The following is a 12,654-nucleotide window of genomic DNA, read 5'->3' as shown; positions in this document are numbered from 1 at the left end:
ATAGACCGAGCTGAGGCCGGATCTCCCTACACCCCCGGCCGACACATGAGAGGAATCCCCATGCTGTCCCGTTCCGTGAAATTATCCCTGCGCTTCATCCTGCCGCTGGCCGTGCTGCTGGGCCTGTTCGCCTACATCGTGGTGCCGCTGATGGACAAGCTGACCCTGCGCTGGTCGGTGCGCGACCTCGATAACCGCTCCCAGCTGCTGGCCTCCACCCTGCAGGTGCCGCTGCGCGAATACGTGCTGACCCGCGACAAGGAAAAGATCAAGAACCTGTTCGACAACGCCATCCAGGACGAACGCCTGTTCGGCCTGGGCTTCTGCGACCCGTCCGGCAAGCTGCTGTACAAGACCTATTCCTATCCGCAGTCGCTGGGCTGCTGGAACGCGCCGGCCGACGGCAGCGAGCGCAAGTCGCTGGTGCAGCTGCCGCGCGGCCCGGTGCACGTGGCCGAGAGCGAGGTGACCGACGACCCGGCCACGGCCGGTGTGGGCGCCGCCCCCATCGGCCGTTTGATACTGGTGCACGACATGAGCTTCATCGAGCGCCGCAGCGCCGAGACCAAGAAATACGTGCTGGGCTTCTTTGCCCTGCTGGGCCTGGCGATTGCCTTCCTGACGCTGGTGGTGTCGCACCTGAGCTGGCGCGGCTGGCTGGCCGGCCTGAACGACATCCTGCGCGGCGAACTGCTGCCGCGCGCAGCAACAGACAAGCCGGCCGACAACTCGCCACCGCCGCCCGAGATGGAACCGCTGATCGGCGAGCTGCGCGGCCTGCTGGAAGAATACCACCAGGAGCGCCAGAGCAGCGCCGGCGGCGGCACCGCCGACTGGACCCCGGACAAGCTCAAGGTCCTGCTGCAGCAGGACCTGGCCGGCGACCAGGTGCTGGTGGTGTCCAACCGCGAGCCCTACATCCACGAGAAGACCGCCGACGGCGTCAAGGTGCGGCGTCCCGCCAGCGGCCTGGTGACGGCGGTGGAAGCCGTGATGCGGGCCTGCTCCGGCACCTGGATCGCGCACGGCGCCGGCAGCGCCGACCGCGAGACGGTGGACCGCAACGACCACGTGCCGGTGCCGCCCAAGAACCCCAGCTACACCCTGCGCCGCGTGTGGCTGACCAAGGAAGAGGAAAAAGGCTATTACTACGGCTTCGCCAACGAGGGCCTGTGGCCGCTGTGCCATATCGCCCACGTGCGCCCCGTGTTCCGCTCCTCGGACTGGGAGGAATACGTCAAGGTCAACCGCCGCTTCGCCGACGCCGTGATACGCGAGGCGCGCACCGACAATCCGGTGGTGCTGGTGCAGGACTACCACTTCGCCCTGCTGCCGCGCATGGTGCGCGAAGCGCTGCCGAAAGCCACCATCATCACCTTCTGGCACATCCCCTGGCCCAACTCGGAATCGTTCGGCATCTGCCCGTGGCGCGAGGAAATCCTGGAAGGCATGCTGGGCAGCACCATCCTGGGCTTCCACACGCCCTTCCACCGCAAGAACTTCCTGGACACGGTGGACCGCTACCTGGAAACCCGCATCGAGCCGGAAGCCTCCACCATTTCCTACGGCGGCGACCTGACCCAGGTCGAGGATTACCCGATCTCGATCGCCTGGCCCGATTATCCGGACACCCAGCCGGTGGAACAGTGCCGCAGCGAGATCCGCCAGCTGCTGGGCGTCCCCGAAGACCATCTGCTGGGCTTCGGCGTCGACCGCCTGGACTACACCAAGGGCATCCTGGAGCGCTTCCAGGCCGTGGAGCGCATGCTGGAGCTGCATCCTTCCATGGTGGGCAAGTTCAGCTTCGTGCAGATCGCCGCCCCCAGCCGCTCCGACCTGGAGGAATACATGAACTTCGACGAACGGGTGCGGCGCCTGGCGGACCGCATCAACCAGCGCTTTGCCGACGCACCCTACCCGCCCATCATGCTCAAGATCGAGCACCACGAGCAAAACGACCTGCAGCGCTACTTCCGCGCCAGCGAAGTGTGCATGGTGACCAGCCTGCACGACGGCATGAACCTGGTGGCCAAGGAATACATCGCGGCCCGCGACGACGAGCGCGGCGCCCTGGTGCTGAGCCAGTTCACGGGCGCGGCGCGCGAGCTGCACGAGGCCCTCATCATCAACCCCTACCATATCGAGCAGGGCGCCGAAGCCCTGTACCGCGGCCTGACCATGCCGCCGGTGGAGCAGCGCGAACGCATGCGCAGCATGCGCGACCGGGTGCGCCTGTTCAACGTCTACCGCTGGGCCGGCCACATGCTGCTGGATGCGGCCCGACTGCGCAAGCGAGAGAAGGTGATGCAGAAGATACGCTCGCACAGCCGTGGCCATTTGCGCCGGGTGGGGTGAACGATGATGAACCACGCCATATCGCCCCCGGCCGGCGCGGCGGCCGCTTCCGCCTTCCTGCTGTCGGACTGGATGAACTGCAGCCTGTTCCTGGACTTCGACGGCACCCTGGTCGACCTGGCCGACACGCCGGATGCGGTGCGGGTTGCGCCCGGCCTGGTGCAGGTGCTGCGCCAGCTGCACGACAAGCTGGAGGGCCGCCTGGCCATCGTCAGCGGCCGCCCCATCGCCCAGATCGACGCCATGCTGTCGCCGCTCAAGCTGGCCGTGGCCGGCGTGCACGGCGCCGAGCGGCGCGACGCCCAGGGCCATTTGCATTACGCCGAGGCGCTGCCGCTGGCCGCCGCCCGCGTCCTGCTGCAACGCGTGGTGGACGCCCACCCGGCCCTGCTGCTGGAGGAAAAGCGCGGCGCCCTGGCCCTGCACTACCGCCAGGCGCCCGAGCTGCGCGCCGTGTGCGAGGACGCCATGCTGGCGGCCCAGGCCGATAGTCCCGGCATGGTGCTGCTGCATGGGAAAATGGTGCTGGAACTGAAACCGGCCGCCAGCACCAAGGGCAGCGCCCTGGCCGACTTTTTACAGGAAGCGCCATTCCTCGGCCACCGTCCGCTGTTCGCCGGCGACGACACCACCGACGAAGCGGGCTTTGCCTACGCCCAGCAGGCGGGCGGCGTGGGCGTCAAGATCGGTCCCGGCCCCAGCATCGCGCTGCGGCGCCTGGACAGCCCCCAGGCGCTGCGCGCCCAGCTGGCGCAAGCGGCCATCGCCATGTCGCAAGGAGACACGATATGAACGCACCCGTTACGCCCCCGGCCTCGCTCGATTGCGGGGTGATCGGCAATTGTTCCTACAGCGCCCTGGTGGACCGCGCCGGCAACATCGTCTGGTGCTGTTTGCCGCGCTTCGACGGCGACCCGGTATTCAACGCCCTGCTGGACAACAGCGACAACGGCAGCCTGTGGAGCATAGAACTGGAAAACTGCGTCAAGACCGAGCAGTTCTACGATCCCAACACGGCCGTGCTGCGCACCCGCTTGACGGACGCCGACAACCACGGCATCGAGATCACCGACTTCGCACCGCGCTTCATGAGCCGTGACCGCATGTTCCGGCCGCTGATGCTGATACGCCGCATCCGCATCCTCAACAGCGCGGTGCGCATCCGCATGCGGCTGCGGCCGCGCTTCGACTGGGGCCGCGAGGCGCCGTCCATCACGCGCGGCAGCCACCACATCCGCTACGTGGGCGCCAGCCAGACCCTGCGACTGAACACCGACGCCTCGCTCAGCTACGTGCTGGCCGAGAACTGGTTCCTGGTCAACAGCGCACTCAATTTCACGCTGGGTCCCGACGAAACCCTGAACGACGGCATCGCCGACATCTGCAGCCGCTTCGAGAAGGAAACCATCAGCTACTGGCGTACCTGGAGCCGGCGCCTGGCCCTGCCCTACGAATGGCAGGACGTGGTGATACGGGCCGCCATCACGCTCAAGATGTCGTTGTACGAGGACACCGGCGCCATCATCGCCGCCATGACCACCAGCGTGCCGGAAGCGCCCGGCAGCCAGCGCAACTGGGACTACCGGTTCTGCTGGCTGCGCGACGCCTTCTTCGTGGTGCGGGCGCTCAACAGCATCTCCGAGGTCGGCACCATGGAGGACTACCTGCGCTGGCTGAGCAACATCGTGGCGCGCTCCAAGGGCGGCCATATCCAGCCGCTGTACGGCATCGGCATGGAGGAGCAGCTGCCGGAATCCATCCTTGAGCACCTGCCCGGCTATCGCGGCCACCGCCCGGTACGGGTGGGCAACCAGGCGCAGGAGCACTTCCAGCACGATGTGTACGGCAACGTGGTGCTGGGCGCGGCCCAGGCCTTCCTCGACCAGCGCCTGTTCAACCGGGCCGGCATCGCCGAGTTCCACCACCTGGAGGCAGTGGGCGAGCAAGCCTTCCGGGTGCACGACCAGCCCGACGCCGGCATGTGGGAGCTGCGCACCCGGGCCCGCGTGCACACCTCGTCCATGCTGATGAGCTGGGCCGCCTGCGACCGCCTGGCCAAGATCGCCCACGCGCTGGGATTGCCGGACCGCGCCGCCCACTGGCAGCAGCGCGCCGACCAGATCCGCGAGCCGCTGCTGCGCGACAGCTGGAGCGAAAAGCGCCAGGCCTTTGTCGAAAGCCTGGGCGGCCAGGACCTGGACGCCAGCGTGCTGCTGATGGCGGAAGTGAACTTCATCGATCCGAAAGATCCGCGTTTCGTGGCCACGGTGGAGGCGCTGGAAAAATCGCTGTGCGACGGCCCCTACATGCGGCGCTACGAGGCGCCTGACGATTTCGGCAAGCCGGAAACGGCCTTCAACATCTGCACCTTCTGGCGCATCGACGCGCTGGCGCGCATAGGCCGCAAGGATGAGGCGCGCGCCATCTTCGAGACCATGCTGCAGGCCCGCAACCACCTGGGCCTGCTGTCCGAGGACACCCATCCGGTCACGGGGGAAATGTGGGGCAATTTCCCGCAGACCTATTCCATGGTGGGCCTGATCAACTGCGCTATGCGGCTGTCGGCGCCGTGGGACAGCGTTGTTTAGCCCGCTTGACGCTGTTTCGGATTGAGGGTATTGTGGTTCTCGCCCCCGTACTTTCGTACCACACCAGGCAATTGGAGCCAAAATGTCGTGGAAGTGCGGGGGCTTAGTTTTTTCCCGACGGCCACAGCATCAGCCCCTTGGTGCGCCACTTCCGCACCACCTCGCTTTTTTTGGTATAGATGCTTTTGATCTGGTTGACCCGTTGACGTCCCAGCATGCTGTTTGCATGAATGGCGACCAGTAGCGGGTCGCCATTCCTCATCTCGATTGTCACCACGACTATCGCCTGCAGCCGGGCATGGTCGAGATGGGGAGAGTCCGACTTATACACCGCCGCTGGAGCGGAGACCAGGTCGTACAGGCGCGCAAGAGTTGCTTCGCCAATACCGTGATCGAAGTAGCATTTGTCGACTGCTTTCACGCTGATAAACATCGGCAGTGCAGGTACGCCCACGCGCTGCAGCACGGGCGGTGTCGGTCCGACCTCCAACGCATACTCATGGCATGTCTTTCCAGCCTTGATCGACTGGATAAATGCGCTTAAAGCGATCCTGTAGTTGCTGTGTTCCATGGCTGCGGGAAGGAGCAGGAAGATAAACAAGTATCCCGGCTCCATCCCGCAGCGCTGATGAGCGATCACAAGGTCTGGTGCGAAAAGCTTTCGGCTTGTACCGTCACAGCCAGCCGGCGTCGCGCGCCAGGCGGAAGGCTTCGACCCGGTTGCCGGCATCGAGCTTGCTGATGGCTTCGGACAGGTAGTTGCGCACCGTGCCTTCGGACAGGTTGATCTGGCGCGCGATGTCGGCGCTGCTCTTGCCTTCGCCGGCCAGGCGCAGCACTTGCCGTTCGCGCTCGTTGAGCGGGTCCTGGCGCCCGCTCCAGCTTTCCAGCGCCAGCTCGGGCGCGATGGCGCGCCCGCCCGCGTGCACGGTGCGTATCGCCGCCGCCAGGGTCTCGGCCGGGGCGTCCTTGAGCAAATAGCCGCACACGCCGGCCGCCAGCGCGCGCCGCAGGTAGCCGCTGCGGGCAAAGGTGGTGACGATCATGACCCGGGTCGGCAGAGCGCTGCCGGACAGCGCGGCGGCCAGCTCCAGCCCCGTCATCAGCGGCATTTCGATATCGGTCAGCAGGATGTCGGGACGCAGCGACTGGCACAGCGCCAGCGCCTCCTGGCCGTTGGCGGCGCGCCCCACCACGTCCAGGTCGCCCTCCAGTTTCAGCAGCGCGGCCAGGGCGCCCAGCAACAGCGCCTGGTCCTCGGCGATCACCACCCGTATCATCGTCGTCATGCGTGTGCTCCCATGGGCAGGCTCAATTCCAGCGCCAGTCCGCGCTCGGCGCGCAGGGCCAGCCGGCCGCCCAGCGCCAGTGCGCGTTCCTTCATGCCAGTCAGGCCGTTGCCGCTGGCCAGGGCGGCGGCGCCGGCGCGGGCGCTGCCATTGTCGCTCACGCGCAGCACCACCATGCCTGCTTCCAGCGCCATGGCCACCCGGCACTCGGTGGCGCCGGCATGGCGCAGGATGTTGGTGACGGCCTCGCGCAGCGCCAGCGACAGCACGTTTTCCAGCGCCGGCGGCAAGGCGCAGGGCTGCACCTGCTCGCTGAGGACCACCCCGGCGGCGGCCAGGCTGGCGCGCGCCGTGGCCAGTTCGTGCGCGAAGCCGGTCTGGCGCATGCCGCTCACCGCCGAGCGCACTTCACCCAGGGCCTGGCGCGCCGTGCGCTCGATGTCGGCGATTTCGCTGCGGCAGGCCGCCGGATCGCGCTCCAGCAGCTTGCCCGCCAGCTCGGCCTTGAGCGTGATCATGGACAGGGTATGGCCCAGCAAGTCGTGCAGGTCGCGCGAGATGCGTTCACGCTCGGCGATGCGCGACATGTGCACCACCTCCTCCTGCTTGCGCAGCAGATCCTCGCGCGAGCGGCGCAGGCTGTCTTCCAGGATGGTGGCCACACCGACCGGCCCGCCGAAGATCAGCACCGGCAACAGGAAGCTCAGGGTTTGCAGAACGAAGGGCGCGATCAGGCAGGCGCACAGCAGGATCAGCAGCAGGCCCAGGTAAGCAAACAGGCGCCGTTCGAAGCCGGCGCAGCGCGAGGCGGCGAAGATGAAGAAATTGCTGGCGCCGGCGTTCCAGGGCGCCCAGGCCATGCCCAGCGCCAGCATGAACAGCACGTAGGGCAGCACCGCGCCGTTGTTGCGCCACATGCTGACGAAGTACACCGGCAGGAACACCAGCACCGTCAGCGCCAGCAAGGCCAGTTCCAGCGCGCCGGGGGCGGCGTAGAAATACTTCCAGCCCATGAACAGCAGCGCCAGCACCCACACATACGGAGCCCTGCCCATGGACGGCGGCACCCAAGGCCCGCGCAGCGCGCTCCCTATCCTGTTCATCGTCGACCTTCCCTTTATTCGCTCGCCAGCCGCACATCGGCGATCTGGAACTGGTAGCCGCCCAGTGCGGGCCCGGCATTGAACGCTATCATGGTCACGGCGCTGAAGTCTATCCCCTTGAAGCGCTCAAAAGGCAGCGCCACCTCGCGCCACTCGGCCGTGGCCTCGAACGGCACGTTGACCGGTATCGTCACGCCGCTGGACAGGATGCCCACGCTGTAGCGCTGGCCGTCGCCCTTGACGCGGAAGCGCAGCACCTTGGCGCCGCCCAGGTCGGCCGGCTGCATCATCTGCGCGCCCGGCAGGAAGGACAGCCCGGCCCACGGATAGACAAAGCCGGCCGCCACGGTCGCCTTCACCAGCACCGGGCGCTGGCCGTCCGGCCCGGCCTCCAGCACCTGGAACGCGACGCTGGACTTGCCGCCGATGACCTGGTCGGTGGACGGCCCCCAGCCCAAGCCGAACGGGCTGGCCAGCTTGGCCTCCGAGAACTGGCTGATGCGGCCGCCATCGGGCAGCGCCAGCGGGGTGCGGGCGCGCGGCGCCAGCTCGGCCGCCACCTTGTCGCGCTGGGCCTGGCGCAGCGCGCCGGCCGGTTCGCCATCCTTCCACACCTCGACGATGCTGCGCAGGGCCGCGATGTCGGTGCCGGCATCGCCCTGCACCAGCAGCAGGTCGGCCTTGTAGCCCTGCGCGATGCGGCCACGGTCGGCCAGCTTGAAGATACGGGCCGGCACCGAGGTGGCGGCCGCCATGGCCTGGACCGGGGTCATCCCGGCCTGCACCAGGGCAGCCACCTCGTGCAGCATGCTGACGCCGTACTGGGTGCCGTTGTTGCCGGCGTCGGTGCCGGCCAGCAGCGGCACGCGGGCCTGGCTGAGCGCCGCCACCAGCTGGCGCGGCGCCGCCAGGATGGCGGCCTTGGGCTGCTGGCCGTAGGTCACCTTGAGTGCCGTGAGCTGCTCCCTGGTCAGCAGCGCGGTCAGGGCCGGATCGCCCAGCACATCCTCCTCGCGCAGGCCGGCCATGCTCTCCAGGACGCTCATGGTGGGCACGATGAAGGCGCGCTTGTCCTGCGCCAGCTTGACGAAGGCAGCCAGCTCGGCTGGCCCCAGGGCCGCGCCAGGGAACAAATGGGCCAGGCCGTCGGCGCCGGCTTCCAGCGCGGCGCGGGCGTCGGCCAGGTTGCCGATGTGGACCACGGCCAGCTTGCCGCGCGCATGGGCGGCGGCGACCAGGGCGCGCACGGTGGGCAGATCCAGCGACTTCATGGGATGGCCGGGGTAGCCCGGCTCCATGACGATCTTGATGAAGTAGGAGCCTTCGGCAATGCGGGCGTCCACCCAGGCCTGGGCTTCCTCTGGACGGGTCAGGGTGGGAATCGGGATGCCGTATTCGGTGCCGTGGCCGCCCGGCACGGTGGCCAGGGTGCCGGCGGAATACACGTCGGCCTGGTGGTGGTTCTCGCCGCGGCGCATCTTGCCGCTGATGTCCTGCATCACTTCCACGCTGGTGAACATGTCGATCTCGGTGGTAACGCCGAACAGCAGCGGCAGTTCCAGGTAGCGGTAGGCGTGGACGTGTGCATCGATCAGGCCGGGCAGCAGGGTGCGGCCGGCGCCATCCACGATGCGGGCGCCGGCCGGGGCGGCGCCGCGAAAGTCGGCATCGGCGATCTTGCCATCCTTGACCAGCACCGAGCGTTTGGCGTGCAGCTGCTCGCCATCGAAGACACGGGCGTCGCGTATCAGCACAGTGTCGGCCAGGGCCGGCAGGGCCAGGCCCAGGCCGCAGGACAAGAGTACAGTGGACAGCAAAGGTTTCATGGTTTTCCCCCGAGTTGGTATGGCGCCAGTGTGCCGCCCCGGGGGAGACTCAGCCAGAAGCAATTGCCATCACTTTGATATGACAATTGTCAGGTGTCCCGCAGCCGCAGGTTCAACTGCCGCGATAGGTGGAAAAGCCGTAAGGGCTGAGCAGCAGCGGAATGTGGTAATGCTGGTCGGTGCGTTCGACGTGGAACTGGACCGGGATCTCGGGGAAGAAAGTATCCTGCTTCAGGCGCGCGTAGTGGGCGCCGGTCTGGAACACGATGCGGTAGTCGCCCTGGGCCAGGGCCTGGCCGGCCGGGTACAGCTCCGGTATGCGGCCGTCGGCATTGGTGACGGCGCTGGCCAGCATGCGCCAGCTGTCGCCCTGCTGTTGTTCCAGTGTCACGGTGACGCCGGCAGTCGGCTTGCCGGTCTGCAGGTCGAGGATGTGGACGCTGATCGGATTGGCCGCCGCCGCGGCGGCGCAAGCGCAGGCCAGCAGCAGGGACAGGATCAGGCGGCGGAAACGCGGCATGGGGTTCTCCTTGGTGGAAAAAACCGCAGTGTAGCGTCCGCCACCTGACGCCAGCGTGACGGCCGGATGACATTGCTGTCATCCGGGCCGCGCTCAGCGCGGCAGCGCGGCCACGTTCACCGCCGGCGGCGTGCCGCTGGCAGGACGCGTGATGGTCTGGTTGAGCGGCACGTAGTCGGAGAAGAAGCCGCCGTTGCGCAGGTAGAAGCGGCCGCCGCTGACGCCGCCCGCATAGTCCAGGCGCTGTCCGTTATTGGCCGTGGCGTCGCCCGTGTACCAGGCGCTGCGCACCTCGCTCCACGCGCCGCCCGTTCTGCGCGCCCACTGGTTGCCATACTGGGCGCGGCGGCCCAGGTAGCCGTTGGTGTCGATGAAGTTCTCCAGGAAGGAATAGACCCCGGTGTGATAGGCGGTGGTGGCGGGACGCTTCCAGGTGGCGATATAGCGCCAGGAAGCCGCCTCCGGCGCGTAGAACCAGGCCGAGTAGTCCGTGCCGCCGGCGCCATCCGGCCGCACCTGCGTGACAAAACGGTAAGTCAGACCGCTGATCCAGTTGTACGACAAATAGGCCTGGCCGCCCGTGCCCTCGCCGCCGAAGCTGTTGTCCACCACGCCCGGCCCCTTGCCCACCAGCGTGGCCTTGCCGCCGTTGTCCGCATCCCACACCGAGAACAGCACCCAGCGCTCCGAGGCCGACTTGACCTGGAAGCCGAAATAGCCGCCGTTGAAGCCGTTCGCCATGTAGAAGGAACCGGCCGGGTCCTGTCCGGCCGGCACCGTCACCTCGTTGTAGAAGTACTCGGTGTTGGCCGGCACCGCGTACCACAGGTGCACGGAAGGGCCGCGCCGCGACCAGTAGTAGTTGGCCGTATCGCTGGCAAAGGCCAGCGGGGCGCTGGCCTGCACCTTCAGCGCCGACACTTCGCCGAAATAGGCGCCGCCCTTGCTGACGCCGCGCAGGTCGACCCGCACATAGCCCGGCGCCGCCAGCTGCACCGTGCCGACGGTGTAGGTGCGGGTGCCGCTGCCGCCGAGGCGCACGTAGAAGGTTTGCCCGTTGACGGTGGCCGTCAGCAGGCTGGCAGGATCGGCGCCCACCAGTTTGGCATCCAGCGCCAGCGTGACCGGCCCGGCGCCGTTGACGCGGAACCAGGTGCTGGCCACGGTGGCGTAGCTGCTCCAGTTCACCAGGCCGCCGCCTCCTATGCTGGCGCCGTCCGGCGACTGGGTGATGAAAGCGTTGCCGGCCAGTTCGACATTGCCGGCCGTCGTGATGGACGGCATGGAAGCCGTCGCCTGCGCGGCCAGCCTGGCCGCTTGCGTGGGGGCGTCCGGCGATGAGCCGCCGCACGCCGTCAAGGCTGCCAGCGTTGCCGCAGCCGCCGTTACAGGAAAATACTTGATGGTCATTGTGCTCTCCTCTAGCCTCATGGGGCTAGCACTTCGACCTCCCCGCGCACCGGCGGTTCCTGTGGCGGCGTCCGGCTAGCGCGGCAGCGCGCCCACCTGCGCCACGCCCAGCGGCGCCGGCGGCCCCCTCCTGCATCTCCTGACGGCTGCCCTCCTGCCGCCCCGGAACCGTGGCCGCATGCTGGAGGAAATCGAAGGATATTTCGCCGACGGTGGCGCCGTCCGCGCGCAGGGTGCCCAGGGTGCCTAGGGCGCCTGGGGCGCCAGCACCAGCTTGCCGGCGCCGGCCGAGAGCACCCGGTAGCGGCGCTCGCCGCCGCCTTCGCCCTGCACCACCAGCGTGCCGTCCGGTTCCAGGCGCCAGCCGCCAGCCTGCGCGCGGGTGCCGTCAGTGGGCGCGATGGCGTGCGTGGTGGCGGCGCCGCCCGCACTGAGATCCAGCCCATCGCGTCCGCGCGCGCGCGGGAAGGGATAGCTAGCCGGGCGGTACACCAGAGCGCCGGGTGTATCTTCCTCGTGCGAGTGCAGCCAGCGGCCGTGCAGTTGCGATGGATCCGTCATTTGATGTTCTTGCGCGGCCCCTTGAGGGTGGCCAGCATGCGCTCTTTCTGGCCCGGCGTGAACATGACCATGGTGTCGTCGTCCACGTAGTCCATGTAGTTCATGAACATGTCGCCGTTGGGGCCATTGCTGCAGCTGACGTGCGGGAAGCTGGGCTTGTTGTAGTTGGGGAGCTGGGCATTCGGGGTATCCTCCACGTGGTCGGTGCCGGAGCAGTCGCTGGTGTCGCCCCAGATGTGGTTGAGGTTGAGCCAGTGGCCCACCTCGTGCACCGTGGTGCGGCCCAGGTTGAAGGGCGCCGCGGCCGTGCCCTTGGTGCCGAAGGCCGTGTTCAGTATCACCACGCCGTCGGTGGCGGCCGGGCCGCCGGGGAATTGCGCATAGCCCAGCAGGCCGCCGCCCAGCGTGCAGACCCAGATGTTCAGGTATTTCGCCGTGGGCCAGGCGTCGCTGCCGCCACGCTTGCTGTATTTGACATCGTCATTGGTGGAAAATTCCTCCCTGCTGGTGGCCACCCGGACGATGCCGCTGCTGGCCTTGCCCTTGGGGTCCTGGTCGGCCAGGGCGAAGCGCAGGCCGACATTGGCCACCAGCCCAGCCCACACCTTGGGCGTGTTGGCCTTGTCCTTGTTCTCGGCGTTGAAGTCGCGGTTGAGGGCGTCGATCTGGCTCCGGACCTGGGCGTCGCTGATGTTTTCCCCCTGGTCGCGGTAGACCACGTGCACCACCACCGGGATGGTGAGGGGACCAGCGTCCTTGGCGCGGGCCGTCAGGCCGCGGCGTATCATGACCGCCGTCTCGGCGTGGATCTTGCCGCGCGCAACGCGGAATTCGGGATACTGCTCGCACAGGCGCGCATGCGCCTCGCTGGTGCCGCAGGTGCGTCGGGGTAAGGCAGGCTTGGCCTTCATCGCGATCCTCCAGTCCGGTTGGGGAATTCATTATGCCACCGGGGCGGGGAACGGCGCGGTACGCCTGGCTCAAGCGCCCTGCATGGCGCTG

11 protein-coding genes are annotated in these 12,654 nt (G+C 67.7%); 3 read left to right on the top strand and 8 right to left on the bottom strand.

The window, feature by feature from the left end; translation table 11 throughout:
* Positions 1-60: 60 nt before the first annotated feature.
* The 3 genes from ACLB1G_RS25130 to ACLB1G_RS25120 are packed head-to-tail and all read left to right on the top strand — an operon-like array spanning position 61 to position 4,943.
* On the top strand, positions 61-2,355 hold the full coding sequence (locus ACLB1G_RS25130) for an alpha,alpha-trehalose-phosphate synthase (UDP-forming) (RefSeq protein WP_491629995.1): 2,295 nt from the start codon (positions 61-63) through the stop codon (positions 2,353-2,355).
* Between the two features lie 3 nt (positions 2,356-2,358).
* Positions 2,359-3,147: a trehalose-phosphatase gene (otsB, locus tag ACLB1G_RS25125; RefSeq protein WP_491629994.1), complete on the top strand. Its 789-nt coding sequence runs from the start codon at positions 2,359-2,361 to the stop codon at positions 3,145-3,147.
* Positions 3,144-4,943, top strand: a complete 1,800-nt coding sequence (locus ACLB1G_RS25120; RefSeq protein WP_491629993.1) for a glycoside hydrolase family 15 protein — start codon at positions 3,144-3,146, stop codon at positions 4,941-4,943. Before otsB ends, ACLB1G_RS25120 begins: the two co-directional genes overlap by 4 nt.
* Positions 4,944-5,046: 103 nt before the next feature.
* Here ACLB1G_RS25120 and ACLB1G_RS25115 read toward each other — a convergent pair whose 3' ends face one another.
* From ACLB1G_RS25115 to ACLB1G_RS25080, 8 genes are all read right to left on the bottom strand, one after another.
* Complete coding sequence (locus tag ACLB1G_RS25115; protein ID WP_491629992.1) at positions 5,047-5,544, bottom strand: MuF-C-terminal domain-containing protein; 498 nt, start codon at positions 5,542-5,544, stop codon at positions 5,047-5,049.
* A 73-nt stretch (positions 5,545-5,617) separates the two neighbouring features.
* On the bottom strand, positions 5,618-6,232 hold the full coding sequence (locus ACLB1G_RS25110; RefSeq protein WP_491629991.1) for a response regulator transcription factor: 615 nt from the start codon (positions 6,230-6,232) through the stop codon (positions 5,618-5,620).
* On the bottom strand, positions 6,229-7,335 hold the full coding sequence (locus ACLB1G_RS25105) for a sensor histidine kinase (RefSeq protein ID WP_491629990.1): 1,107 nt from the start codon (positions 7,333-7,335) through the stop codon (positions 6,229-6,231). The genes ACLB1G_RS25110 and ACLB1G_RS25105 overlap by 4 nt, the downstream gene beginning before the upstream one ends.
* A gap of 14 nt (positions 7,336-7,349) precedes the next feature.
* Entirely contained in the window at positions 7,350-9,161 is a 1,812-nt protein-coding gene (locus tag ACLB1G_RS25100; RefSeq protein ID WP_491629989.1) for a CIA30 family protein, read from the bottom strand.
* A 112-nt stretch (positions 9,162-9,273) separates the two neighbouring features.
* Positions 9,274-9,681 carry a hydroxyisourate hydrolase gene (gene uraH, locus ACLB1G_RS25095; protein ID WP_491629988.1) on the bottom strand — a complete coding sequence of 136 codons (408 nt, stop codon included), beginning with the start codon at positions 9,679-9,681 and terminating at the stop codon, positions 9,274-9,276.
* Positions 9,682-9,774: 93 nt separating this feature from the next.
* Positions 9,775-11,091, bottom strand: a complete 1,317-nt coding sequence (locus tag ACLB1G_RS25090; RefSeq protein WP_491629987.1) for a DUF3472 domain-containing protein — start codon at positions 11,089-11,091, stop codon at positions 9,775-9,777.
* A gap of 246 nt (positions 11,092-11,337) precedes the next feature.
* Entirely contained in the window at positions 11,338-11,652 is a 315-nt protein-coding gene (locus ACLB1G_RS25085) for a hypothetical protein (RefSeq protein WP_491629986.1), read from the bottom strand.
* On the bottom strand, positions 11,649-12,563 hold the full coding sequence (locus tag ACLB1G_RS25080) for a zinc metalloprotease (protein ID WP_491629985.1): 915 nt from the start codon (positions 12,561-12,563) through the stop codon (positions 11,649-11,651). Before ACLB1G_RS25080 ends, ACLB1G_RS25085 begins: the two co-directional genes overlap by 4 nt.
* Positions 12,564-12,654: the final 91 nt, after the last annotated feature.

The sequence above is a fragment of the Duganella kummerowiae genome, assembly GCF_053572355.1.
The sequence above is the reverse complement of the archived record's forward strand: the minus strand, read 5'-3'. Positions and strand labels throughout refer to the sequence as shown.

Bases quoted from the DNA above. Each gene is read 5' to 3' on its own strand.
- ACLB1G_RS25130 (WP_491629995.1), top strand. From the start codon at position 61: ATGCTGTCCCGTTCCGTGAAATTATCCCTGCGCTTCATCCTGCCGCTG.
- otsB (WP_491629994.1), top strand. From the start codon at position 2,359: ATGATGAACCACGCCATATCGCCCCCGGCCGGCGCGGCGGCCGCTTCC.
- ACLB1G_RS25120 (WP_491629993.1), top strand. From the start codon at position 3,144: ATGAACGCACCCGTTACGCCCCCGGCCTCGCTCGATTGCGGGGTGATC.
- ACLB1G_RS25110 (WP_491629991.1), bottom strand. From the start codon at position 6,232: ATGACGACGATGATACGGGTGGTGATCGCCGAGGACCAGGCGCTGTTG.
- ACLB1G_RS25105 (WP_491629990.1), bottom strand. From the start codon at position 7,335: ATGAACAGGATAGGGAGCGCGCTGCGCGGGCCTTGGGTGCCGCCGTCC.
- ACLB1G_RS25100 (WP_491629989.1), bottom strand. From the start codon at position 9,161: ATGAAACCTTTGCTGTCCACTGTACTCTTGTCCTGCGGCCTGGGCCTG.
- uraH (WP_491629988.1), bottom strand. From the start codon at position 9,681: ATGCCGCGTTTCCGCCGCCTGATCCTGTCCCTGCTGCTGGCCTGCGCT.
- ACLB1G_RS25090 (WP_491629987.1), bottom strand. From the start codon at position 11,091: ATGACCATCAAGTATTTTCCTGTAACGGCGGCTGCGGCAACGCTGGCA.
- ACLB1G_RS25085 (WP_491629986.1), bottom strand. From the start codon at position 11,652: ATGACGGATCCATCGCAACTGCACGGCCGCTGGCTGCACTCGCACGAG.
- ACLB1G_RS25080 (WP_491629985.1), bottom strand. From the start codon at position 12,563: ATGAAGGCCAAGCCTGCCTTACCCCGACGCACCTGCGGCACCAGCGAG.